General features: G+C 34.1%; 15 protein-coding genes. All 15 read left to right on the top strand.

Annotation, left to right across the window (positions count from 1 at the left end; genetic code table 11):
• Positions 1–81: 81 nt before the first annotated feature.
• The 15 genes from ABRY23_09605 (at position 82) to ABRY23_09535 (ending at position 26,410) form a co-directional block, all read left to right on the top strand.
• Positions 82–1,836 carry a hypothetical protein gene (locus tag ABRY23_09605; GenBank protein MFA3783304.1) on the top strand — a complete coding sequence of 585 codons (1,755 nt, stop codon included), beginning with the start codon at positions 82–84 and terminating at the stop codon, positions 1,834–1,836.
• A gap of 10 nt (positions 1,837–1,846) precedes the next feature.
• Positions 1,847–3,628 (top strand): hypothetical protein, encoded by a 1,782-nt coding sequence (locus tag ABRY23_09600; GenBank protein MFA3783303.1) that lies wholly within the window; start codon positions 1,847–1,849, stop codon positions 3,626–3,628.
• A 32-nt stretch (positions 3,629–3,660) separates the two neighbouring features.
• A complete protein-coding gene (locus ABRY23_09595) occupies positions 3,661–4,584 on the top strand; it encodes a PorV/PorQ family protein (GenBank protein MFA3783302.1) in 924 nt (307 codons plus the stop codon).
• 30 nt (positions 4,585–4,614) lie between these two features.
• Positions 4,615–6,600, top strand: coding sequence for a glycoside hydrolase family 172 protein (locus ABRY23_09590; GenBank protein MFA3783301.1), 1,986 nt, complete (start codon positions 4,615–4,617; stop codon positions 6,598–6,600).
• An 87-nt stretch (positions 6,601–6,687) separates the two neighbouring features.
• Positions 6,688–8,751, top strand: coding sequence for a T9SS type A sorting domain-containing protein (locus tag ABRY23_09585; GenBank protein MFA3783300.1), 2,064 nt, complete (start codon positions 6,688–6,690; stop codon positions 8,749–8,751).
• 30 nt (positions 8,752–8,781) lie between these two features.
• Positions 8,782–12,228, top strand: coding sequence for an amylo-alpha-1,6-glucosidase (locus ABRY23_09580; GenBank protein ID MFA3783299.1), 3,447 nt, complete (start codon positions 8,782–8,784; stop codon positions 12,226–12,228).
• Between the two features lie 160 nt (positions 12,229–12,388).
• The gene (locus ABRY23_09575) at positions 12,389–14,509 is read left to right on the top strand and encodes an amylo-alpha-1,6-glucosidase (GenBank protein MFA3783298.1); all 2,121 of its coding nucleotides are present in this window, start codon (positions 12,389–12,391) and stop codon (positions 14,507–14,509) included.
• Between the two features lie 31 nt (positions 14,510–14,540).
• Positions 14,541–16,706, top strand: a complete 2,166-nt coding sequence (locus tag ABRY23_09570) for an amylo-alpha-1,6-glucosidase (GenBank protein ID MFA3783297.1) — start codon at positions 14,541–14,543, stop codon at positions 16,704–16,706.
• A 63-nt stretch (positions 16,707–16,769) separates the two neighbouring features.
• On the top strand, positions 16,770–19,388 hold the full coding sequence (locus ABRY23_09565; protein ID MFA3783296.1) for an amylo-alpha-1,6-glucosidase: 2,619 nt from the start codon (positions 16,770–16,772) through the stop codon (positions 19,386–19,388).
• Between the two features lie 2 nt (positions 19,389–19,390).
• On the top strand, positions 19,391–20,452 hold the full coding sequence (locus tag ABRY23_09560; GenBank protein ID MFA3783295.1) for a LacI family DNA-binding transcriptional regulator: 1,062 nt from the start codon (positions 19,391–19,393) through the stop codon (positions 20,450–20,452).
• Positions 20,453–20,674: 222 nt separating this feature from the next.
• The gene (locus tag ABRY23_09555) at positions 20,675–21,976 is read left to right on the top strand and encodes a M24 family metallopeptidase (GenBank protein MFA3783294.1); all 1,302 of its coding nucleotides are present in this window, start codon (positions 20,675–20,677) and stop codon (positions 21,974–21,976) included.
• Positions 21,977–22,248: 272 nt separating this feature from the next.
• On the top strand, positions 22,249–23,919 hold the full coding sequence (locus ABRY23_09550) for a sodium:solute symporter family protein (GenBank protein MFA3783293.1): 1,671 nt from the start codon (positions 22,249–22,251) through the stop codon (positions 23,917–23,919).
• A 64-nt stretch (positions 23,920–23,983) separates the two neighbouring features.
• Positions 23,984–24,184 (top strand): hypothetical protein, encoded by a 201-nt coding sequence (locus ABRY23_09545; GenBank protein ID MFA3783292.1) that lies wholly within the window; start codon positions 23,984–23,986, stop codon positions 24,182–24,184.
• Between the two features lie 11 nt (positions 24,185–24,195).
• A complete protein-coding gene (locus ABRY23_09540; GenBank protein ID MFA3783291.1) occupies positions 24,196–25,377 on the top strand; it encodes a galactokinase in 1,182 nt (393 codons plus the stop codon).
• Entirely contained in the window at positions 25,358–26,410 is a 1,053-nt protein-coding gene (locus ABRY23_09535; GenBank protein MFA3783290.1) for a UDP-glucose--hexose-1-phosphate uridylyltransferase, read from the top strand. The genes ABRY23_09540 and ABRY23_09535 overlap by 20 nt, the downstream gene beginning before the upstream one ends.
• The last annotated feature ends 65 nt before the right edge of the window (positions 26,411–26,475 follow it).

Below are 26,475 nucleotides of genomic sequence, written 5' to 3'. Positions count from 1 at the left end.
TCATTTAGGCATCATTATTATTAACATTACGCCACATTTATGATAAAAAGAATTTTTTTTCTCTCGTTTATGATCGCGACCTTGTTTTCTAAATATATATATTCACAAAATGTAACGCTTGATTGGAAACTGCACAACATTGGTAAAATACGTCTTGTAGTAACCAACACTGGCGAGTTTAATGCAGTTGGTGATGGTCTATTTAATTACCCCGGCTTAATAAATTGTGAATATCCCCCTAACAGCTCAGAAGAACACATTGCTGATGCTGGGTTGTGGGTCGGAGCAACTTTAGATTCTGTAAACTATGTATCAGTAGCAGAGGGTGAAGGTTCACCTAAAGAATTTTACCCTTCGGATGCAATGTGGGATACTATTTGGGTTGTATCGAAAAATGACACTGTGGATATTCCATATTGGAATAAGTATGTGGGTAAATCCGATCAAGACTTTGTTTGTAGATATACTGACTATGGACCTGTTAGTCTTAGAGTACCTAATCATCATCCACTTGGCTTAGAGGTAATTCAAATTAGTCACGCATGGGCATCTGAACCTTTGAGCGATTTTATTGTGGTTGAATATTTTATTATATCAAGAAAATACAACTTGAAACATGTTTTTTTAACTAGCTGGATGAATGGTAATGTTGGCAACAATACGTATACGGACTATGCTTTAGATGATATAACCTATTTTCAAAAAAATGAAATGATGCAAATATGTTTGGATTTACCTGGTGGTGTTGATGGACAGGCTATTAGTCCTATCGGAAATAAAATATTCCCGCCAAATAATAATTTAGAAGGTGACTTATCAACAACATTTACGTGGTATAATGGTAGGCAACAAGGGTTGCCTAGTTTGGATAATCAAAGATACAGCCAAATTTCCTCTGGTAAAATTATGGAAGATCAAATAAGCACAGGAGATGGTACTAAGGGCTTTGTTTCTGTCGGTCCTTATAAAATGAACGTTGGTGACACACTTCATTTTACAATTGCATTTATTTGTGGAAAAGGCATAGAAGGTCTTCAGGCTAATGCAAAATTTGTACAATGGCTCGTAGAAAGAAATTTTAAGATTCCATCGCCTCCACCGCCTCCACCCTTACGTATTAAAACCGACGACAAAAAAGTTATTTTAGACTGGAAACCTCGACCAGGTGATATTAATCCTGAAGAGTTTATTGATGTTAATAGAACTGATGGCATAACAAAACCTTTTGAGGGTTATAGGGTATATAAGAGCACTATTAGCTCTTCAGGTCCATGGACGCTACTGGGTGAATACGATATTGCCGATGATAATGTTGGACCCAATACAGGTTTAGCATATCAATATACAGATGTTGGCTTGCTTAACAATGTCGAGTATTATTATACAGTTACTTCATTATCGAAACCAGATGCTACTATTAATTTTCCAGAACAAGAATCAAGTCTTTCAGCAAATGCTAAAACGGCAGTTCCTGGCACCTCGCCTCCGAATGATGTTGGAGCTGTAGCAGTTGTTCCTAATCCTTATAGAGGTGATTTGCCTTACTATTCCTACAACCCACCCTGGGAAAAGCCAACAGGCTCTCGTCACCAGTGGATGGAACAAGATAGAAGAATACAATTTATTAATCTGCCAGTTAATTGTGAGATTAAGATATATACACTGGCAGGTGATTTAATAACTACTTTGCAACATAATGACATTCAGAAAGGATATGAGGACTGGAATTTAACTTCGAGTGTTGGACAGGCAATTTCTAGTGGACTTTATTTATTTACTGTAGAAGATAAAACAACTGGAAATGTACAGGTCGGAAAATTTGTTATCATAAAGTAGAAATATGCTTATGAAAAAAAGAATACTAATAATGTTTACTGTGATATTTACTATGAATATATATGCACAAAAAACACATCTAGATTACAAGGTTCATGATGTAGGCCAGGTAAGACAATTAGTAACAAACATGGGAACACTATGGCGTGCAGGGACAGATTATCCAGGACTTATATACTCAGAATTTCCTAGAGGAAGCTTTGAAGAGCATATAGGTGAGGGTGGTATTTGGATTGGGGCTATTAATGAAAGTACAGGTGACACTACCGTTTCTGTTACCACAAGCTGGAATTCTAATTTTGAGTTTTATCCTACTGCAGAACCTTGGGATTCTATATGGGTCGTTCACAAGAACGATACAGTTGATATACCATATTGGCATAAGTATGTGGGAATTTCAGATCAAGATTTTGTTTGCAGATATAGTGATGATAACCTGTCAAACATACCATCTCATAAGCCTTTACATGTAGAAGTAATACAAACAAGCTATGCATGGGCTTCTCCTCCTTTAGACCAAATGATAGTTTACAATTTCTATATCATACCTAAAAAAGTAAACCTTAGAAAAGCATATATCGCTTACTGGTTAGATGCTAACGTTGGTTATCGAGGAACTAGTTGGGATTTTGCTTTAGATGATTACTCTGTTTATTACAAAGATAAACACATGGGTATGGGCATTGACAATCCAGGAGGTGCGGATGGTAATGCAGTTAGTCCTATAGCTATGAAAATATTCCCTCCTAAAAACATTTTAGCTGATTCAATAAGATGGACATTTAACTGGTATCCTGGACAAGGTATGGGTGCGCCACCGTCGGATGATGTATTGCGCTATAAGCAAATGGCTGCTGGTGTAATAATGGAAGACCAGCAAGATCCTATAGGTTCTCAGTTTATTATTGCGTTCGGGCCTTTTAATATAAATGTAGGAGATACTTTACATTTTCAAGTGGGAGAAATACTTGGGCATGGTGTAAATGGTGTTTTAGCAAATTTAAAGATATTGGATTGGCTTGTTCAAAAAAACTTTAAAGTTCCCTCACCTCCGCCTGTTCCCCCGCTTAGAGTTCAAACAATGAATCACCAAGTAATTTTAAGCTGGAAGCCTCAAGATGGCGATGTTAATCCGGAAACATATTTTGACCCAAATAGAGGTGATAGCGTAAGTCAACCATTTGAAGGTTATAGGTTGTACAAAAGCACACAAAGTATCTCAGGTCCTTGGACCTTATTAGGGGAGTATGATATTGCTAACGATGGCTACGGCAATGAAACTGGACTCCAACATGAATACGTAGATAAAGGATTGTTAAACAATTTTGAATACTATTATTCTGTAACAGCCTTTTCAAAAGAAGATAAATCTATAAATTTTCCTTCACAAGAATCGAGCATTTTTGCAAATGCTAAAACTGTAGTGCCTGGCACAGAACCACCACAAACAGTTGGAGAGGTAGCTGTTGTTCCTAATCCTTATCGGGGTGATATTGCTTATTATTCATACAATCCCCCTTGGGAAAAGCCTCAAATTACAAGATCAACATGGATGGAACAGGATAGAAGAATTCAATTCATCAATCTGCCGGCTAATTGCGTAATTAAAATTTATTCTTTAGCTGGCGACTATATCTTTACTATTAATCATAATAATCCCAATAAAGGCTACGAAGATTGGAACTTAACTTCCTATGTTGGACAAGCTGTTTCTAGCGGTATATATTTATTTACTGTTGAGGACCTTAGTACTAAACAAGTGCAGGTAGGAAAATTTGTAATAATAAAATAAGTGTTTGTAATAAAATAAGGTGGGTTTTACATATGATTCACAGAGGTATAATAATATTTATAATGATTCCTCTACTTACTTATGCACAATATCAGCGTCCAGGCAGCACTGATGCCCAATTTTTAAAGATTGGCGTAAGTCCTCGTGGTACAGCTATGGGAGATGCTTATATTTCTGTAGTGGAAGGAGCTGAAGCAACTTATTATAATGCAGCAGAATTGCCTTGGATAAAGGGCACTGATATTGTCTTTAATCATAATTTTTGGTTTGCTGGTATTAATCACGATTTTGTTGCTGCTACACATTCATTTGAAGAACTTGGAACTTTTGGGTTGTCTGTAACTGCTTTGTATACAGATGAAATGAAAGTAAGAACCCCGCTTCAACCTGATGGAACTGGAGAAACTTTTTATGCTGGGAATTATAGATTTGGATTAAGTTATGCAAGATTTTTTACTGACCGTGTTACCATTGGTGCAACAATTAGTTATATAAATCTCTCTTTATATAAAGATTTTAAAGCTGATGCTGTTTCAGTTGATATTGCAACTATGTATACATCAGACTTTCGTGGGTTTAAATTCGCTATGGCAATCACTAATTTTGGTTCGAATGTGAAATTTGTAAACGAATCCTACCCACTTCCAACGGCTTTTACTTTTGGTGCGTCAATTAATGCTATTGAAAACGAAAATCAGAAGGTTATACTTAGCTTTTCTGCCTTGAAACCGAACGATGGAAAACCCCTCTCTCAAGTAGGAATTGAATGGAATTTTCATAATCAATTTTTTGCAAGAGGTGGGTATAAAATTAACTATGATGTGGCAACTTTTACTTTTGGAGGGGGTGTAAAGTTTAGCATATCTAATATTAATACGCGATTTGATTATTCTTATAGCAGCTTTGGACTACTTGGTGTTGCACACAGAATTGGGATTGGGATAAATCTTGAATAAAATCTATAAAGAAATATTTTTTGGTAATATATGATTTTTAATAAAAAACCAGGTTGGAATTTTTTTGCCTTAATTACTGTCATGCTTTTATTAAATCTGCCTTATAAAGCACAGTCTCAAATAGAAAAACTTTTATCACCATCAAGTTTACCATTCTTAAAAGATAGTAAGTTGGTAGAGATTTCAAGTTTCGATACAACCGGAGGTAATAATGATAGAATTTCTATAAAAGAGGGGGAGACAGCTACTATTGCGAATATTAAAGGACCAGGTCTAATTACCAGAATATGGGTAACAATTGATTCACGTGACCCATACTTTTTAAGAAGATTATTAATAAAAATGTATTGGGACGGTGAAAAAAATCCATCAGTTGAAGTGCCCATTGGGGATTTCTTTGGTACTGGATTTAAATACAAGCAGTATGTCTCTGAGTTTACAGGAATGACTAGCGGAGGATATTATTGCTACTTTCCAATGCCATTTCAAAAATCCGCTAAAATAGAAGTGGTAAATCAAACTGGGATGGAAGTTTATGCCTTTTATTATCAGATAGAATATCAAAAACTTAAATATCCGCTTCCGCAAAACGTTGCATATTTCCATGCATGGTGGAATAGAGAGTTAAAGACTAAGAGTAAAGATAATTACTTAATTCTTAGTGCTAAGGGAAAGGGTCAATTCGTTGGTTTAAACATGAGTATGCAGAGTTATAATGGTCAGCTTTGGTATTTGGAAGGCGATGAAATGGTTTATGTTGACGGTGAAAAAAAACCTTCTCTTAATGGTACAGGTACTGAGGATTTTTTTACTAGTGGTTGGTATTTTAATCATGGCGAATTTTCGGCACCTTATCATGGACTTATTATTAAAGATGATTCTGCTGCAAGAATAGCAGCTTATAGGTTTATGGTTGGAGACCAAATCCCCTTTACCAAATCCATCAAATTTACTATTGAGCACGGTACAGAAAATTCTGAAATAGCTGATTATAGCAGCACCGCGTATTGGTATCAAAAAGAACCGCACGAAAAATTTTCACCCATGCTAAAACCTTCGTTGAGAATTCCTCTTAGAATAGCTGTGCCCAATGACGTAATAGAAGCTGAAACATTAAGTGTTGTTGGGAATGATATTGAAACTATTGTTGAGAAAATGGATAATTATGGACCAGATTGGAGTAATTTTAAACAGCTAAAAATCAACCTAAAAGAAAAATTAAATGGATGTTCAATTACAATTCCTACTCCGCTTGACGATAAGTATAATATAGATATTTACTACACAAAGGCTCCAGATTATTGCAACGTTGACGTCTTGTATAGAAGAGAAAAGGTTGGTGAAATCTTTGGTTATGATTCAGAAGTATACCCAGCAGGTAAGATTACTATAAAAGGAATTAGGTCTGTAAATAACAAAATTATTCTTGAACTTGTTAATACTGGTCGAGATACCAACTCAAAAGGCTCTTTTGTTGGTTTGGATGCGTTTAAACTGGAACCAAATAGAACTTATATTCCTGAATGGTATATTATAGGACCCTATCCAAATAAACAAGATTCAAAAGGAAATAGATTAGGACTTGATGAAATATTCTTGCCCGAAAAAGAATTTGACACTACTAAAACCTACTTTGGGCAAAACAATCAACAGATAAGCTGGAGGCTTATTAAAACTCTTCCAAATGGGTACTTTTCATTATATGGCTTAGTTAATCCAAATGAGTTAGTGGTTACTTATGCCTTGACTTATGTTTATTCTCCTTATGAACAAACCCTACCTTTATTATTTAGTAGTGATGATGGTAGTAAAGTTTTTCTGAACGATGAAATGATTTTTAGATTTCTTAAAATAAACATTGCACAACCAGACCAATTTAAAATCCCATTGCACTTAAAAAAAGGATGGAATAAACTATTATTAAAAATAGAAAATAACTTGGGTGGATATGGCTTTTACGCTAGAATTTTAGATTTAGATAATACTCTAGTTTTTAGCCCTTTTAAAAAAGAATAATGTGTAACAGTAATTACAAGTATCAAAAATAGATCTTAATAAATGTAAATAAGCACGTACAGCTTAAATATTAGAGGAGATTCTCAGATGAATCGATATTTAAAATGGATTACAAAAGTTTTTATTTATTTCTTTTTGTTTAGCATTGTTGCTAAAGCGCAAATTGTAATTCACCAAAAGATAGATATAGCGAGTGGTATTAAGGATAGCACAATTGAATGGAATTCATATCCTGAAATTAATTGGAATTCAATCGACAAAATTTTTGATGACAATCCTTTTACGGAGGCTGGAGTTACCAATAGTGATACATTAACAATCACATTAAATTTTTTGAATACCATTACTTTTTCAAAAGCCAAGGTATTCTTTTTTAATGACGGCTTATGGTCGCTTGAATCAGCAAACAGTTTAGTGGACTTAAATAACAAAACTGGTTCATATATTTCATTAACTTCAGGAAAGCATTTTTATACTTTTATGTGGGACTCATTAGAATTTAGTCCTGTAACAGTTAAGTATTTACGACTCTCCATTAAAAATCCAGCAGATACTGCTATACATTTAGGAGAATTAGTATTAGAAAAAGAATTGAAATTAACAAGTTTGATAATTACTCCCTCCCCACCAAAGGTAATTCCCGGAACTACATTAAAGACTTCTCTAAAAGTTAAAGATGAAGAGGGAAATTTTTCAGATTATAATTTGAATTATCCTGTTGTGTATCATTCTAGCGATGAATCAATAGCAACTGTAGACGCTAGTGGTAACATTACAGGTGTATCTTTAGGTAGTTGTGTAGTTACAGTAGCTACAGAGGACGGGACTCTTAGCGGTAAAGCTAATGTTCAAGTCTTATCAGATTTTACTTCACAACGAGCTAAAACTAAGATTGTAAAAGTTGCCTTAATAATTCAAGATCCCATTATTCCTCAGTTTGGGAATAAAAGACTTCACGAAAAGTGGAATTGGACAGACCCAAATGTTATGGTTGAACAGATTCTAGATGAGTTTAAAAAAGCTAGTGATAGTACGGTTATTTTCCAAATTGTAGAAAGGCATGAAGATCAAAATATATTTACTAAAATTGACAGCTCTTACATGACAATTAATGATTTAGCTTATTATTTCCAGGATAACTATCACTTATATACAGAGTTGAAAAACATTGCCGAGACACAAGGAAGAATACATTACGATTATAATGGGATGATTGACTTTTATAATCTAGATACAAAAAGAAATAATGGTGAGATTGATGAAGTTTGGGTTTATGCTTTTCCTTTTGCTGGGATGTATGAATCAATATTGGCAGGACCTGGCGCCTTTTGGTGGAACGCACCTCCGTTATCTCATCCTGGATTGCAAAAAACATTATCTATTATGGGCTGGAACTATGAACGAGGTGTAGCAGAAGCTATGCATAGTGTTGGCCACCGTGTCGAAAGTGCAATGTGGCATGCATTTGGCCGCTGGGATAATAAGGCTGCTAACCCTAATATGTGGGAGTTATTTACTAGAATTGACAAGGATGTTCCAGGCAAAGCTAATGTTGGTAATATACACTTTCCACCAAATGGACAGTCGGATTACGATTATGGAAATCATAAAGTCGTAATAACATATGCTGATAATTGGAAAAGATACCCATATTTACTTAACCAATCCCGACAAGTAGATTGCAGTGAATGGGGTTGTTCACAACTAGGTTATATGAGATGGTGGTTCAGTCACCTGCCAAGATATGCTGGAGTTACAAATGGTATTCTTAATGATTGGTGGTATTATGCAATTGATTATTATGCTGCAGTTGACCTTGCTCAAAATACTCCAGTTGTTGATGTTGGAAAAAATGATATTGGCGAGATTCCCATGAATTATGAGTTGTATCAAAATTATCCAAATCCTTTTAACCCAACTACTACTATTCGTTTCACCATACCTGTCCAAACAAAAGTTAAAATTGTTATTTACGATACATTAGGAAGAATTGTAAAAGTTTTGTTAGATGAAGAAAAAATGCCAGGCACTTATAACTTAACTTGGGACGGAACAAATTTTCACAATCACAAAGTTGCAAGCGGTGTTTATCTCTATCGTATAATTACAAAAAGCTTCATCGAAACTAAAAAGTTAATTTTATTGAAATAATTTTATGAGGCAAATAAGAACTGTAAATAAATGAAATTAATACTTCGTTTAAATGGCTTAATTATTTTATTCTTTCTTGCTCGATTTTTTGTCGAAAATCAAATTTTAGCAAAGCAATCTTTTCATATCCAAGAGAAAAGAATTGACTCGTTAAATGTTAGTTTAAGAGTTGGGTTTCTTTGTGATTCTATTGATTCCAAAGAAATACAAGCGACTTATAATTTCCTCTTAAATGTGAAGAATTTCCGCGCTGTTAAGATTACGTTCAATCAAATAAAAGATAATCCGCAAATCTTAAAGACATTTAATGTGCTGTGGTATCATCGACCTGATTCCTCAGCACTCTCTAATATTGAAACCGATTCAATCTTTATAACTAATTTAACAAATTATATTCGTCAAGGTGGCGGCTTATTTTTAACTCTCGATGCAATAAAATTATTAATTCCTTTGGGCTTAGAAAAACAAGAACCTCAAGTGAAATATGCAAACGCTGTTGATGAAGGTTACGGCAGAAAATTAGGACTACATTCCTTCCGTTCCCATCCTGTTTTTGAAGGATTAAATGGCGGTGCTTATATCTGGGCACCACTAAAAGATATGATAGTAAGACAACTGGGCTATTTTAACAATATTATTCCACAAGGTAATGTTGTTGCAGTGGATTGGGCTTATATAACATTAAAAGAAGAATCTAAGTTAATGTTAGAATATAATCTTGGCAAAGGAAAAATTTTAGCTGTCGGAGCGTACACTTATTACCAACCCAAAAACCAAAACAGAAAACAACTCGAATTATTTACAAAAAATTGCCTGAATTATTTATCAGGAATGAAAGACAATGAGAGAGTCCGCTATTGGAGTTATAAACCATTGACCGTTGAACAATTCTCTCATACATCTTCAAAAATTAAAATTAATCCCGCAGAAAACTGGAGCCGTAACGAGATCTCACTAATGTTCACTGCACGTTTCGCTTCAGATAATCAGTGGGATATAGGAGGAAAGCGGATTTTAATTATGGGTAAAGAAAAGGGTGGTATAGAAGAAGTTTGGACTCATCCTTTTATGGCTTTAAGAGATTATACGGTTGGTGTTCAATTTTCTTACAGCGATTCAATTTATTGGTTTAATGATCAAGTGCCTCAAATTGAAGTTAGACCAGAATCATTTACTAGAATATATAAATTTCCAAGAGCTTACATTACAGAAATTATTACATCCGATGTTGATAATCCTATAGGAATTGTTCATTATGAATATCGTGGTGTTTATCCGGCTAAGTTGATTGTCATTTTTAAAAGCAATTTGAGATTTATGTGGCCTTACTCTCATAAAGCATTAGGTTCAATATATTATACATGGGATGAAGGTCTAAATGCTTTCGTAGTAAAAAATGAGACGAATGAATTTTATTCTATTGTGGGTGGTAGTGGAGTCCCTCACAGAAAATTATATGGCAGATTCGATAAATTCAATAAGGATGGAAAAGAATTTAAGGGAGAATTAACAGACAAGCTGCAAGCTGCATGTTTATTGGAGTTCAGCTTAAAGATGAATGACAATTTAAATGTTTTTGTTTCGGGCACGAATGAAGGATTAGAAAAAGCTGTAGGGTATTACAAAGATGCTTTTTCAGCAAAATTAATTTATGAAAAGGCAGCAAAATACTATAAAGATTTTCTAAGCAAATCACTTATGATTACAACTCCAGATGACAATTTTAACACTGGTTACAAGTGGGCATTAATTGGTACTGAAAGATTTTTTGTTAATACACCGGGAATTGGAAAATCTTTAGTAGCTGGCTATTCAACTACAGCACACGGATGGAACGGGAATCAACAAGTAAGCGGGCGACCAGGATACGCTTGGTATTTTGGCCGCGACGGGCAATGGAGCAGTATGGCAATTTTAGATTATGGTGATTTTCAAAAGGTTAAAGATGTGTTGAATACTTATCAAGAGTACCAAGATGTAAATGGGAAAATTTTTCATGAACTAACAACAAGCGGTGTTGTTCACTATGACGCTGCCGATGCAACTCCACTTTACGTAATACTTGCAGGAAAATATTTGAAATTCTCTGGCGATGTGAATTTTATTAAATCTAGTTGGACTCATATAAAAAGCGCAATGGACTTCATGTTTTCTACGGATACCGATGGAGATCATTTAATTGAAAATACAAATGTTGGTCATGGATGGGTTGAAGGCGGGGAACTTTACGGCGCTAAAACCACTTTCTATTTGGCCGGGTGCTGGTCAGCAGCTCTTGATGCTGCTCGATATATAGCCGCAACTCTTGGATACTCAGAAGAAGCTGAAAAGTATGAACAAGAGCATCAAATAGTTCAACAGATTATTAATAATAGCTTTTGGAATACAGAAACAAATTTCTTCAATTACGGCTTATTGCAAAACAATACTTACAACACGCAAGAAACTGCCATGCCTTCCGTGCCAATTTATTTTGAAGGTATCGATAGCTCAAAAGCCTATAAAGTTATTGATACCTATGCTGGAAATAATTTTACTGCCGACTGGGGAGTGCGCATAATTGGCCAAGATAATCCATTATTCAACCCGCGTGGTTATCATTATGGCAGCATTTGGCCATTGTTTACAGGATGGACTTCTCTAGCAGAATATAAGTATGGGAATTTTCTTCAAGGATTTAATCATATAATGAATAATCTAAATGTTTATAAAAATTGGAACCTCGGTTTTGTTGAAGAAGTCCTAAATGGTGAACAGTATCTTCCTTCTGGAGTTTGTTCTCATCAATGCTGGTCCGAAACAATGGTGCTCCAACCAATTCTTGAAGGAATGCTCGGTCTAAATGCTAATGCTCTGAACAATAAATTAATTTTGTCACCAAAACTCCCAGCCAACTGGGATTTCATAAATGTAAAAAATATTAAGTTAGGTAATCATTCACTTAACTTTAAAATGGAGAAAACCTCAGATAAAATTATTTATTCCTTCGAGCATTTTGGAAATAATAACCTTGAGATAGAATTTATTCCATATTTGCCAAAAGGAACTCAAATCGAAAAAATTTTAATTGGCGGTAAGGAAATTTCAGTTAAAAAATACTTTGGACGACAAGAAGATTTTGTAAAACTTTTTTTGAATGTCAATAAAAATTTGTATGTGGAAATTTTTTATTCGGAGGGAATCTCCGCTCTGCCGATAATAACTAATCCGAAAGTTGGCGACTACTCAGAAGGCTTTAGAATTATTTCAACTAATTATTCTGGCAACTATTACTCAATAAAAGTTGAAGGCAAACCAAAAAGTGAAGGGACATTAGAAATATTTTGTCCCGCTAATAATATTAGTTCAATCATAAACGGAAATTTAGTTTCAGTCAAAAAAAATATTTATAACGTAAAAGTTGTGTTCGACGAAAAACAAAGCAGATATGTCGATAAAGAAGTAAAAATAAAATTAAAGTCAGTGACTATTCACTAAAAGTGATTACTGAAAAATTATTTATACATTTATAGTCATTCCCACGAAAGTGGGAATCTAAAAAAAAATTAACAGATTCTCGCCTGTCTGCCGACAGGTAGATTTATACGGTAATAATAATACGAATATTTATGAAGTCTTTAAAAATTAATGGAGCTATATGATTCTTGTTCAGTTCAGTAAATTGAAAATAATTTTTCTTCTCTGTTTTATAGAAGGAATTTTATTTGAGACAAGTTTATTTGCACAAAGTTTTTTAAGTAATCTTTCAGCTACTGAAAACGATCCAATTTACACTACTTACAATTCCGCTTTAAGTAGATCAGAATACATCGTGAATGAAGGCTATCAATTTGTTTGGTACGACCCTCAAAAAGGTATGAACTTCGAAACAAATCAAGCTGGAAATATTGGATTAGTTTTTAAGAAAGATGGAATTGTAAAAGAACAGCTTCAACAATACTATCAAAAGCCAGTTATTACTACATCGTATAGCGATTTGGTGAAGTTTAATTACTATCCCTTTAAAGATGTAAAAGTTGAGGAATGTTTTTTAGTCTATAGTTCTAGAATTGCTGTTAGACAAATAAAAATTACAAACGAAAGTTCATTTGATAAAGTAATAGATATTTATCCATTCATTCAAAACATTAATAGATTTTATTCTAACGTAAATTTAATTAATGACAGTACCGGTATTGAATTTAATCATGAGGAATACCCTGATGGCTGGATGAAAGAGCACAACATACCATTCCAAAAAAACTTGAAAAATATCTTACTTCTTAATCTAAAGCCTGATGATATGGGGTCTTATCTCCTATATGAAAAGAAAGGAGATACTAGCAAGACCATTTTTATGAATTCTGTTAATCTAAACTATCTTAATAAAAATATACCTATTGACAAGGCTAAAATTATTTCTTTGAAAAAAAGATTAAACATCTCTGCAGGGCAAACAGTAGAGCTTAAGCTTGTTCGTGGTGTAATTGAACCAGAAAAAAATGTTAATGAATTGATTACACAAGGTAAATCTTTAATGAAAGAAGATTTGAACAAATATGTTCTTGAAAATGAAAAAATTTATAAAAAAATACCTCTTCTGAAATTTAACGACAAAGATAAAGAATTACTTTATTGGAATGCGTTTTCTTTAATTAGGCAGTGTATGCTTCCCCCTGAAGGAGAGTGCCATTATAATTATTATGTTTTCTCGCGTGAACCTAAATGGGGATGGGGTTATGGCGGACAAGTTTTCCATGAAAGTCTTACAATGCTTGCTTATGTTTTTATGGACCCTGAGAGTGCGATGAATTCTCAAAGAGTTTTTATGGAAAGACAACACCCTGATGGTTATATAAATTATCGAACGGGTCCATACTTGAACGAGACAATTCCAGAAAATGGACAGCTTACAACTTCCGCACCTTGGTTTAATTGGGAAAATTGGGAAATTTATAAGGTTACAAAAGATAAAAATTTTTTGAAGCAGGCGTACGAGTCCGGGAAAAAATTCTATAATTATTATATCAACAATCGCGATTCCGATAATGATGGTTTGTGTGAGTGGGGTGCAAATGCAGTTTTAGAGTCTGTCCGCGATGCAAGAGTTGCAGTTTGGGATGAAGTAGGAGACCCTTCAAATTTTGAGGCAGTCGATTGCAATATTATGCTTGTTAAAGAAGCCAAATCACTTGCATCAATGGCAAATGAACTTGGGTTAAAAGAAGAAGCAGATAATTGGGCGAAAGACGCAGAGCGCAGAACAGAGTTAATAAATAAATATATGTGGGACACAGAAACTGGATTTTATTATAATGTCAATAAAAAAGACCATAGCTTTACCTTCAAAACAAAAAATGATCTTAAAAGAAAAGAGATAATTGCATTTCTCGCACTTTGGGCAGAGATTGCAAATAAAAACCAAGCTAATGCGTTAATGAAACACTTACTAAATCCAAAGGAATTTTGGAGAAAATACGGAGTACCTACTTTATCGGCAGATGATAAATATTACAACCCAATTGGCTATTGGAATGGACCAGTGTGGGTTCAATGGGATTACCTAATTTTTAGAGGGCTGCTTAACTATGGATATAAAAAAGAAGCAAAAGAATTAGCTGAAAAAATAATGACCAATATGATTCATCAATTGAAGACTGATCACTGGTTCTGGGAATTCTATAGTCCAGACGAGCACCAAGCAGGTTGGAACAAAACTTATATCTGGGCAGGCATCATTTCTAGATTTATGATTGACTTACAAAATATCACTAAATGATTTTTGCTTAATAGAAAAAAGGAATTTTGATATGAAGTTAACAACAATAATAATTCTTATACTTACAGTGAACCTTTCTTCACAAACTCTGCATGTAAACGATAAGTTTTTAATGATAAATGCTGCAGCAGATGATCCCCTTTTTACAACTTACACGGCAGCAATGCAACGTTCGCGTTTGTACGGCGATAAAGGTTATAAAATGGATTATTATTCAGACTGCTATCCAATTAATTATTCTGGTGACCAAGCAGGCAAGTTTTATTGTATTTGGAAAGTAAACCAAGTAGTAGTAATGAATATTGAAGATTACCACAAAAAACCTGTCGTTACAGCTTCTTTCCCAGATATGGCAATTCTTGAATACGAGCCTTTTAAGGGAATTCATGTGCAGGAAACTTTTTTTGTTTACAGCTCATCTATTGCAATGGTAAGCATGCAAATTAAAAATTATGATAATGTACCCCATGAGATTGAAATTTATCCAATACTTGAACTTGGCAACGATTCTTTGCTAATCAAGTATTTCGATAATAAGAATTTTGGGTATGTGACAAATCATTACGAATCAAAATATAGGTTAATTAGCAGTTTATATAAAAATGCACCTTACCCAACACAAACGAGAGATTTTTTCTGTGGCAATTTTAAACCTTATTCTTATGGGGGTTATTCGGAAAGTATAAACGAATTTTACATAAAAATAAAAACGGACTACTATTCTAATAATAGAAGTGATACGTTAAATCTTAAAAACGACGGATATGTAAATTTTATCGCACTGCACAATAAGTTTACGTTAAAGTCTGGTGAACAAAAAAATATAAGATACTTTAGAGGGTGGCAAGATCAAAAGGAAAATCTCGATTCTCTTATTGGCCAAATAAACAAATTAAAAACTGAACCTCTTCAAAAATATGTTGATGAGAATGTAGAACTCTTTTCTAAGGTTCCGAGAATAAATTTTAAAACTGAGGATGAAAAGCTTGTCTACATTGGTGCTTTTAATCTTGTACGAGGCTGTATGCTTCCTCCAACAGATTCAGCTAAGCATAATTTTTATGTTTTTTCGCGACAGCCGTTATGGGGATGGGGACATGGTCATCAAGTTCTTCATGAATCATTAAGTATGTTAGCTTATGCGTATATGGACCCGCTTTCTGCAGAGGGCTCTCAAAGAATTTATATAGACCAGCAAAGAAAGGATGGATTAATTGCTTATCGACATGGACCGCGAGGTCTGCAAGATTACCCACATTATAGTAAGGAACTTGGAAAAGAAATGTCTACTACCTCAGCTCCGTTTTTTTCGTGGATCAACTGGGAAGTTTACAAAGTAAGCAAAGATAAAAAATTTTTGGAAGATGCTTATAAATCCGGTTCAAAGTATGTCAATTGGTTAGAAGAAAATAGAGATACTGATCACGACGGTTTATTTGAATGGGGTCCCTATGGAATAATTGAAAATGTGCGCGACTGGTATAATGTGGTATTTCAAGTCTCTAAAGAAAGGCACCTTGATGTTGATAAGGAAGACATTTCCGATGAACTGGAAGACCTTGACCTTTCTTTAATGGTAGTAAATGAAATGAAATCGCTTGCAAAAATGGCTGAGGCTTTAGGTTATCAAAAAGAAAAAGAAAAGTGGATGGAAAAAGCTAATCATATTTCTAATTTGATTAATAAGTTTATGTGGGATGACTCTACCGGTTTTTATTATCATGTCGATAAGAAAAATCATTATTTTAAATATTTAACACGTGACTTAAAACATAAGGAAATAATAGGTTTCCTTGCACTTTGGTCTGGTACAGCGACAAAAGGTAGAGCAGAAAAACTTGTTCAGCACTTAACCAATCCAAATGAATTCTGGCGAAAGTATGGCATTCCTACTTTATCTGCAGATGACCCATTCTACAGTCCTTATGTTGATTATTGCTGTAAATGGAATGGACCTGTTTGGCTGCTCTGGGACTACATGGTAATTGATGGATTAAAAAAATACGGCTACAAAAAAATTGCAGATGAAATATCAGAAAAAATGTTATTGGCAGTGATAACCCAATTGAAAAAAAATCACAACTTTTGGGAATCTTACAGTGCAGATAATGATGTGTTAAACAGTCCGTCAAATTATATATGGGATTCAATTATAGCGAGAGTTTTAATTGATAAATATAATAAAGAAGCTAAGTGAAGAACATTAAGTTGAGATAACCACATTAAAATAATTTTTTCAACAACTAACAATTATAAAATTATGAAAACAAGACTATCAATCTTTCTTTTATTTATTTTCATTTTGAACTTGTCTGCTCAAGAAAACCAAAAAGACTTTGTCCCAAAATTTGAATTAAAGAAAAATGAGATTGAGTTAAGCAGAATTGCTCAGCCAACTCAGTATTTCGATAGAATTGGAAGGAAAGCCGCTTTAATGGGTTATGAAGACGGCACTTTTGAAATGTGGGTATGGCCATGGAAACCGCTCAGAAATTTTCAGCTTCAGTTTTTTGTGGAATCTTCAACTACACCAATTCAACCGAAAGATATTTTGAAGACAATTTCAGTAACTCCAGAAGTAGCAACTCTAACATTTTCATACGAGTCGTTTACTATTAAAGAAATAATAATGGTTCCTGTTAATGAAAAAGGAGCAATTATTCTTCTCGATGTTAACACAACTGTACCTTTAACTATTGTTCCCGGCTTTTTGCCGGTAATGCAACCTCAGTGGCCCGCAGGTATCGGTGGTCAGTACAGTTATTGGGATGATAATGTAAAGGGTTATATTATCTCGGAAGGTCGGCAAAGAGCTTTGTTCATTTGCGGTTCACCGCTTGGCAAACAGATGACTGCACCACCAGCACATATGTTTGCTGATAATCCACTTCAATTTAAAATTGAGATTAAACCAAATGAAGTGAAGAATTTTTTTGTTCCGATTATAATTGCCGGAGGTATAAATGCCAAATATTCTGAAGTTAAATCTCTATATGATAATCTTTGGCAAAATGCAGAAAAGTATTATCAAATTAACTTCGATTATTATAAGAATCTAAGAGATAACACGGTAAATATTATAACGCCGAAAAAGAAATTAAATTTAGCATACGAATGGAGTAAAGTTGCGCTTCACAATTTAATGGTAAATAATCCTAATCTTGGATATGGCATGGTTGCAGGTTATGGATTGTCCGGAGGAGGTGGCCGCCCTGGTTTTGCATGGTTCTTTGGCGGTGACTGTTTTATTAATTCTTTATCTTTTAACAGCATACAAGATTTTAATACAGTTAGAGATGCGTTAAAATTCACACAAAAATGGCAGCGGCAAGATAATTTTCCTATTAGAAAAAATAAGCCGAATGAAGTAAACAAAGATATTGGTAAAATGGCACATGAGCTTTCTCAAAGTGAAGGATTAATTGATTGGTGGAACGATTACCATTTTGGTTATAATCACGCTGATACAACTCCATGGTACTTAGTAGCTATAGGCGATTATTACCATCAAAGTGGTGACCTCGATTTTATTAGACAAAGTTGGAACTCAATAAAACAGGCATATAAATGGTGCTTATCAAAAGATAGCGACGGCGATGGGTTAATGGATTTGAAAGGCGCCGGCTTGGGTGTGCTTGAATTTGGAAAATATGTAAATATTTATGCCGACTTTTACACTTCTGCAATTTGGACAAAAGGGATTGAAGCAGTAATTGAAATGTCTGATGCAGTTGGAGATTTAAAATTAAAGGCAGATGCAGAATTGGAATTGAAAAAAGCACTAAAAGCAATGGAAGAAAAATTTTGGATGCCAAAAAAAGGAATCTATAGCTATGGTGCAACTGAAAAGGGTGAGCAAGTCGATGAGAATACTCCATGGACATCAACTGGAATGAAATTTAAAGTGCTGGATGATAAACACTCAATTGAAGCTCTTAAAAAAATGACTACTTCTGAATTAATTACAGATTGGGGCGTTAGAAGTCTCTCTAATAAGTCCGAACTTTATGACCCTGCTAATTACAATTACGGAGCTGTTTGGCCATTCATATCTACATTAATGACTCGTGCTTTATACAATTATAATTTTAGTCTTTCTGCTTATAAATTAATTCAGGCAATTGCAAACCATTTTTTTGATAATGGATTGGGTGTGGTTGCTGAAGTCTTTTCCGGCAATTTTAATTCTAAACTGGCAGAAGGTTATCACGATCAAGGCTTTTCGGCAGCAGGATTTACAGAGCCTTTTGTTAGAGGACTTATTGGTTTAGATGTAAACGCACCAAAGAAAACAATTTATTTCTCACCTAATTTGCCTGCTGACTGGGATAGCCTTTTGATAAACAATGTTAAAATTGGAAACGACGTCATTAATCTTAAATTACTGAAGAATAAGAACAGCGTAAAATTATTTCTAGAAAATAAAGGCAATAATAAAATTAACTTTGTTTTCACTCCAGCATTAGGACTTGGGACTATTGTTAAATCTGTTACTCTAAATGGTAAATCTATTGATTATAAGTTCCCTATTTCAGAGCAAGCATTTTTAGTTAAAACTGCTTTCGAACTGGAAAAATCCTCTGTCTTGGATATTACTATAAATCCTTCCCCAGAAATTTATTTACTTCCTTTGAAAACTGACTATGGTGGGACTAATAATTCACTTAATATTCTTTATCAAGAATTGAAAGCTGACAGCATAATTACTTATGTAGAAGGCAAATCTGGTAACGATTATTTATTGGGTTTGAAAAACGCTAATCTTGTGAACAGTGTAATAGGCGGCGAATTACAAAATGATTTTATTAGAGTTAGTTTTAAGAACGGGAATGTGAATGAATTCATTAGAAAGAAAATTGTTCTGACAATTAAGAAATAAAAATGGCAAAGAGAGTAACACTAAAGAATATAGCAGACACATTGAACATTTCAATGATGACTGTCTCAAGAGCATTAAACAATCAGCCTAATGTTGACGAAGAAACAAAAGAAAGAGTAATTAAAACAGCTCGTCAATTGGGGTATTTCCCAAATCAAATAGCAAAAAGTCTCGTAATTGCAAAAACACAAACGATTGGTGTGGTAGTGCCTGAGATAACCCACTCATTTTTCCCCGATGCAATTAAAGGAATTGAAGAGGTAGTTTACAAAGCGGGTTATAATATTATACTTACTCATTCAGCTGAAGACACAAAGCGGGAAATCTCAGCTATTGAAACACTTGCATCTCGAAGAGTTGATGGAATTCTTGCCTCAGTTGCAGAATCTGATACTGAATATCAAATATATAAACAAATAATTGATATGGGACTTCATGTGGTTTTCTTTGACCGCTGCGTTTATAATATTGGTGCAAGTTGTGTTAGTGTAAACGATGAAGAAAGCGCCTTTAAAATAACTGAACATTTAATTAAACATAAGTATAAAAAAATTGCTCACCTTCGCGGACCATTATCAATTTCAATTGCACGAGAAAGACTGGAAGGATTTAAAAGAGCTTTGCAGAAATATAAAATAAAATACAACGAAAGTTGGATTGTTGAATCGGGATTCCATGAAGACGGCGGCTATAAAGCCATGAATAAACTTTTTGAATTACCTAGAAAAAATTGGCCGCGAGCCGTTGTAGCTGTAAACGACCCAGCAGCTTTTGGCGCAATGAAAGCTGTTAAAGAAAAAGGATTGAATATCCCTCAAGATATTGCCATAGTTGGCTTCTCTGATGATATTAGAGCCGAACTGATGTGGAGCCCCTTAACTACCGTTAAACAAAATGCTTATGAAGTAGGTAAACTTGCTGCGCAAAAATTGATAGCTCATATCCATAATAAAAAAGAAAAAGTGGAAAATATAGTGGTTAAAACTGAATTAGTAATACGAAATTCATGCGGATGTAAATATAAATTAGGAATTAGGAATTGGGAATTAGGAATTAAAAATTAGGAGTTATTAGAAAGAGCTGTAAAACAGTTTCTAAACTATTAATATTAAACCCAAAAAATTCATGAGAATTCACCACGTTGTGGTATGTCGTCATGGTTAATATTATAATCCACGAAGTGGTGAATTCTCATCATGTGACTTGTTTAATCCACTTTAGTTACAATGCTGGTGAAAAATTTATGTTAAATATTTTATTAATTATTTACAGCTAAGGAGGTAAAAGTGAAAAATTTAAATTTATTGTTGATTAGTTTGTTCGTCTTCTTATTAATGGCTTGCAATAACCAGAAAAATAACGAAAAAATTAGTAAGGCAATCTGGAAAGGACTGCCTTCACAACTTTTAACAGATAAAGAAATTAATGATGAAATTAATGCTAAAATTGTAAAACTGAAAAAATGGCTGAAAGAAAATAACTTGGCCGGTATGCTTTTCACTCAAGTAAGAAATGTGAATTGGATTACTGCTGGAAAAGCTAATACTCAAATTGTACTTAATAAAGATGTGGGTGCAGCCTCTTTGTTAATTATGGAAAACGGCAACAAATATTTAATTGCTAATGGAAGCGAAGCACCAAGATTATTGAATGAAGGACTTAAAGGACTTGGATATGAATTAAAATTTTATCCGTGGTACGAAACAAATCCAATTAAAGATGTAAGAGGAAAATTAATTGCTGAAATAGCTGGAAATCGTAAAATTGGAAGTGACATACCTTATCCTAATACAATTTTAATGGATGAAAAATTTCAGCCGCTGAGATATGAACTAACCCCAACAGAAATAAAAAGGTATAGATGGCTTTCAGAGCAAACTACTGAAGCAGTAGCTGAAGTTTGTAAAAGTCTAATGCCTGGTATGGATGAATATGAAATTGAAGCAATGACAGCAGCAGAAATTCGATCTAGAGGAATTATGCCAACCGTACTTCTTATTGGAGTGGACCAGCGAATTTATGGCTATCGACATGCATTGCCTTATGGAGCTAAGTTAAAAAAATATGCAATGATTAATGTTGTTGCCGAAAAATGGGGAATGCCGGTTGCTGTAACAAGATTTGTTCATTTTGGTCCATTGCCTGCTGATCTTCAAAATAAAATCGAAAAAACTGCAATTGTTCATGCTCATTACGAAGAAGCTACGAAGCCAGGTGTTTCATGCGCTTCTATTTTTGAAGAAATGAAAAAGTGGTACGAAGAAGTCGGTTTTAAAGATGAATGGAAAAAACATCATCAAGGCGGAGCAATTGGTTATAATGATAGAGAGTATATTATTTATCCTGATATAAAAGAAGTAGTTCACGAAAATCAAGCTTTTGCTTGGAACCCAACAATAACAGGCGCTAAAGTTGAAGAAACTATTCTGGTGCACAAAGACAGTGTGGAAGTTTTAACTAAAGCTAAAGACTGGCCTATGATTAATGTAGAATTAAATGGTAAGGTCTATCCTCAGCCAGATATTCTGATTAGAGACCCTAAGACAGGAGAAATTGTTAGTCAACCAATTAAAAAAGTTAAGCTATAAGTCTTTTTTCTAATAAATAAAGTGATGAAACTTTGAATATCATGTTCAAGTGTTTTCTATTAACATACAAAAGACCTAACAAGCCTGATTGGGCAAACAAATAATGTTGATGTTTGTGCTTATGCTTATTCTGATAAACAAATTGGCTTATGCCGTTCAGCATTAATATCGTAATTTTTATGATTTTTTTAGGTTAAAGTTTTAGTTTTGTCAATCAAATTATTAGACAATGCAGAACTACAAATTATTTTTCAATAGTTAAGGATAGTATTATGGAAAGCAACATTGCCATTGGGCTTTCATTTATAGACTGGCTTATAATTGCAATCTATTTCGCTTTTGTTCTTGGAATTGGTTTCTACCTTCGTAAGTATACAACAAACGAAGAAGATTTCTTTCTTGCCGGTCGAAAAAACTCATCTTGGGTAGCTGGACTTGCATTCCTTTCAGCTAATCTCGGTGCACTTGAATTACTTGGAATGACAGGCAACACTTTTAAGTATGGTATGTATGTAGCACATTTTTATTGGATTGGTGCAATACCAGCCATGCTTTTCCTTGGTATTTATATGATGCCTTTTTATTATAGCAGTAAAATAAAATCAATTCCAGGTTATCTTAAATTAAGATATGATGAAAAAACTCGTGTGCTAAACGGAATAGCTTTTGCTATTATGACTCTGCTTGTATCTGGAATTAATCTTTATGCAATGGCTTTGGTACTTCACACTTTCTTGGGCTGGCATTGGGATATTAGCATGTGGGTTTCGGCTATTACTGTTGCCGCATACGTTGGTTTGAGTGGATTAATGTCGGCGATTTTTACAGAAATTATTCAGTTCTTTCTAATTTGGTTTGGGCTGTTCCTTGTTTCAATTCTGGGAATTATTGAAATAGGAAGTCTTGACCAAATTTTAAATCGATTACCTGAAACTATGAACACTTTATGGTCTACTTCTGCTGACCCCACTAAAAATGGAATGATGATTCATTGGGCTGGTATTGTTTTAGGTCTTGGTTTTGTTTTGTCCTTCGGTTATTGGACAACAGATTTTCTTGTAGTGCAACGTGCTTTTTCTGCAAAAGACCTTCGTTCTGCTAGAATGACTCCTATACTTGCATCTTTTTTTAAAATGGCTCTTCCTTTTATTGTTATACTTGCAGGCCTAATTGCTATTGCACTTTCTGGTGACCCTAATAGTGGGTTTAAACTTTTACAAGATGGCGGGCAAGTTAACTATGATTCAGCGCTTCCTTTATTAATTGCACGGTATTATCCTTCGGGTTTAGTAGGTTTAGGAGTAACTGCTCTTTTGGCAGGCTTTATGGCTGGTCAAGCTGGTAATATTAGTGCTTTTAATACTGTATGGACATACGATATTTATAAATCAGTATTAAACAAGAATGCTTCCGATAATCATTTACTCTGGATGGGCAGAGCTTCAACAATTGTTGGTGTGATAATTTCTTTAGGTACTGCTTACTGGGCAAAAAGTTTTCCTAGCATAATGGATTACATGCAGGCAATCTTTTCGTGGGTTAATGCACCTTTGTTTGCAACAATGCTGCTTGGAATGTTTGTATGGTGGATAACTCCGGACGGTGCTTTTTGGGGACTTGTTACCGGAATGCTTTCTTCATTTCTTATGTGGATGGGTGTTAAATTTCACTGGTTTAGTGAAAGTATTATAACTATGTCAAGCGTTCAAAGTGATATGGCAGCTAATTTCTGGCGGGCATGGTGGGCCTGGCTTATTTGTTTTCTGGTAACAATTTTAGTTAGCACCTTTACCAAGAAAAAACCAAAAGAAGAATTAGTTGGCTTGGTTAAAGGCCTTACCAAGGAAAAACTGGATTCACATTTGCCTTTTGTTAAACGTCCTGAGTTTGTTGCGATAATTTCACTGATTGTACTTGTAATTCTTAACATCTTGTTTTGGTAAGATTATGTTCAATTCTTTTTCTTGCTCAATAACTAAATTAATTTAAGTGATAAGGAGCAGTGGTATGAAACCTATATGGTTTTTTGTTGGATTAATTTTATTGGTAATGGGACTAATTATAACTATTACCGGTATCTATCAGTTAATTTATCCCCCAGTTCATAAAACAGTCCTCTATGAAATTCATCCTGATATATGGTGGGGAACAATTATGATTTTATTTGGAGGACTCATGTACTTAAAAACACGAAACAAAACAATCTAAGTGATACAAATATGGATTATATTCAATCAGTAGAAAAAAAATTTATAGAACTTTTTGGAAAGAAACCTGTGCTTGTTTGTTCACCCGGCCGCGTAAATTTAATCGGTGAACATACAGATTATAATTTGGGATTTGTACTTCCAGCAGCAATTGATAAAGTAATTTACTTCGCAATTTCACCACGCGGGGATGATAGCTGTAATTTGTTCGCACTCGATATGAATGACTCTTATACATTCACTTTGGGTGATGTTAATCCTTCAGAAAAAAGATGGGCTAATTATTTGTTAGGTGTGGTTGACCAATTATTAAAAATTAATAAAGCTATTAAAGGGTTTGATTGTGTTTTCGGTGGTAATATTCCTATTGGTGCAGGACTTTCTTCTTCAGCTGCTATTGAAGCGGGCCTTGCTTTTGCACTTAATTACATTTTTGACTTAAACTTAGATAAGCTTTCGTTGGTGAAATTAGCTCAAAAAGCCGAAAATGAATTTGTCGGCGTAAAATGCGGTATTATGGATCAATACATAAATATTTTTGGCAAGGAAAATAAAGCTCTTAAAATCGATTGCCGTTCGCTTGATTATGAATATTTCCCATTTAATTTCGGTGATGTGCTGATTGTTCTATTCGATACTCAAGTGTCTCATTCTTTGGCTTCGTCTGAATATAATCAAAGAAGAGTAGAGTGTGACCAAGGAGTTGCTATCATTAAAGAAAATTTTCCGCAAGTTCAAAGTCTTAGAGATGTTTCAATTGAAATGCTAAGTGAAGTAAAAATGAAAATGAACGAGATAGTATTTAAAAGATGTAAGTATGTTATTGAAGAAAATCAAAGGGTAATAGATGCTTGTTCGGCTTTGGAAAATGGGAATTTGAAACAGCTTGGTTATTTAATGTTCCAAACACACGAAGGTCTAAGCAAAGAGTATGAAGTTAGTTGTAAGGAACTCGATTTCCTGGTTGATTTGGCTAAAGACAATCCTTTTATTTACGGCTCAAGAATGATGGGAGGTGGATTCGGCGGATGTACTATTAATCTAATAAAAAAAGAAAAAGTAGATGAAATTATTAGACTTGTAGCAGATGCTTACCAAAAAGAGTTTAACTTAAAAATGAAAGCATACATAACTAAAATAAGTGGTGGTACAAGAATAGTAAGCGAAAAAAATTATGCAACAATTAAATTATAGTCTCTATACACATAGAAGAAAAAATATATTGACTGGTCAATGGGTTTTGGTTTCTCCACAGCGGACTAAAAGGCCTTGGCAGGGAGAAATTTCCGGTACAGATTTGGAAGAACGACCTCAGTATGACCCAAATTGTTACTTGTGCCCAAATAACAAACGTGCAAATGGGGATATAAATCCATATTATAAAGATACTTTTGTATTTACAAATGATTTCCCGGCTTTGATTCAAGATGTTCCAAATATAAAAATGAACATAAAAGATCTTTTGGTAGCTAAAAGTGAAAAGGGAATTTGTAGGGTTGTAAACTTCTCTCCACGTCACGATTTAACGCTTGCCGAAATGAGCGTAAATGAGATTGAGAAAGTTATTGAAACATGGCAAGATGAATTTTATTCTCTTAGCTCTTGTCCTAAGATAAATTACGTAACAATTTTTGAGAACAAAGGTTCTATGATGGGTAACAGTAACCCGCATCCCCACTGTCAAATTTGGGCACAAGAAAGTATTCCTATGGAACCAGCACTTGAATTAAAAAATTTTAAAAAATATTTCCAAAAGAATAAACGCAGTCTTTTAAGTGACTACATAAAAATAGAACAAAAAATGAACGAGAGAATTGTTTATGAAAATGAGCATTTTATAATTCTAATTCCTTTCTGGGCAGTATGGCCATATGAAACAATTGTTATTTCTAAAAGAAAAATTCCAAATATCCTTTCTTTTTCTGATCATGAGAAGAAAATGTTTGCTGTAGCTTTAAAAACTATAACAACTAAATATGACAATCTTTTTCAAACATCATTTCCATATTCGGCTGGATTACATCAAGCGCCGACAGATGGTAAAAAACATCAAGAATGGCATTTTCACATGCACTTTTATCCCCCACTGCTACGTTCAGCAACAATTAAAAAATTTATGGTTGGTTACGAAATGCTTGCAGAGCCTCAAAGAGATTTAACACCAGAGTTCTGTGCGGATATCTTACGCCAGCTTCCTGAGGTTCACTACAAACATAAAGAAAAGTAGTAGGATGTTTTTAACTAGAAATTTGTTAAACCTAAATTTACATAATGGAAAATTTGGGATGAAAG

Source organism: Melioribacteraceae bacterium 4301-Me (assembly GCA_041538185.1).
GTDB lineage: Bacteria > Bacteroidota > Ignavibacteria > Ignavibacteriales > Melioribacteraceae > Pyranulibacter > Pyranulibacter aquaticus.
Note: the sequence above shows the minus strand (reverse complement) of the source record. Positions and strands in the feature narration are given on the sequence as shown.

Bases quoted from the DNA above. Each gene is read 5' to 3' on its own strand.
- ABRY23_09580 (MFA3783299.1), top strand. From the start codon at position 8,782: ATGAAATTAATACTTCGTTTAAATGGCTTAATTATTTTATTCTTTCTT.
- ABRY23_09595 (MFA3783302.1), top strand. From the start codon at position 3,661: ATGATTCACAGAGGTATAATAATATTTATAATGATTCCTCTACTTACT.
- ABRY23_09570 (MFA3783297.1), top strand. From the start codon at position 14,541: ATGAAGTTAACAACAATAATAATTCTTATACTTACAGTGAACCTTTCT.
- ABRY23_09600 (MFA3783303.1), top strand. From the start codon at position 1,847: ATGAAAAAAAGAATACTAATAATGTTTACTGTGATATTTACTATGAAT.
- ABRY23_09585 (MFA3783300.1), top strand. From the start codon at position 6,688: ATGAATCGATATTTAAAATGGATTACAAAAGTTTTTATTTATTTCTTT.
- ABRY23_09575 (MFA3783298.1), top strand. From the start codon at position 12,389: ATGATTCTTGTTCAGTTCAGTAAATTGAAAATAATTTTTCTTCTCTGT.
- ABRY23_09535 (MFA3783290.1), top strand. From the start codon at position 25,358: ATGCAACAATTAAATTATAGTCTCTATACACATAGAAGAAAAAATATA.
- ABRY23_09590 (MFA3783301.1), top strand. From the start codon at position 4,615: ATGATTTTTAATAAAAAACCAGGTTGGAATTTTTTTGCCTTAATTACT.
- ABRY23_09550 (MFA3783293.1), top strand. From the start codon at position 22,249: ATGGAAAGCAACATTGCCATTGGGCTTTCATTTATAGACTGGCTTATA.
- ABRY23_09565 (MFA3783296.1), top strand. From the start codon at position 16,770: ATGAAAACAAGACTATCAATCTTTCTTTTATTTATTTTCATTTTGAAC.
- ABRY23_09540 (MFA3783291.1), top strand. From the start codon at position 24,196: ATGGATTATATTCAATCAGTAGAAAAAAAATTTATAGAACTTTTTGGA.
- ABRY23_09560 (MFA3783295.1), top strand. From the start codon at position 19,391: ATGGCAAAGAGAGTAACACTAAAGAATATAGCAGACACATTGAACATT.
- ABRY23_09545 (MFA3783292.1), top strand. From the start codon at position 23,984: ATGAAACCTATATGGTTTTTTGTTGGATTAATTTTATTGGTAATGGGA.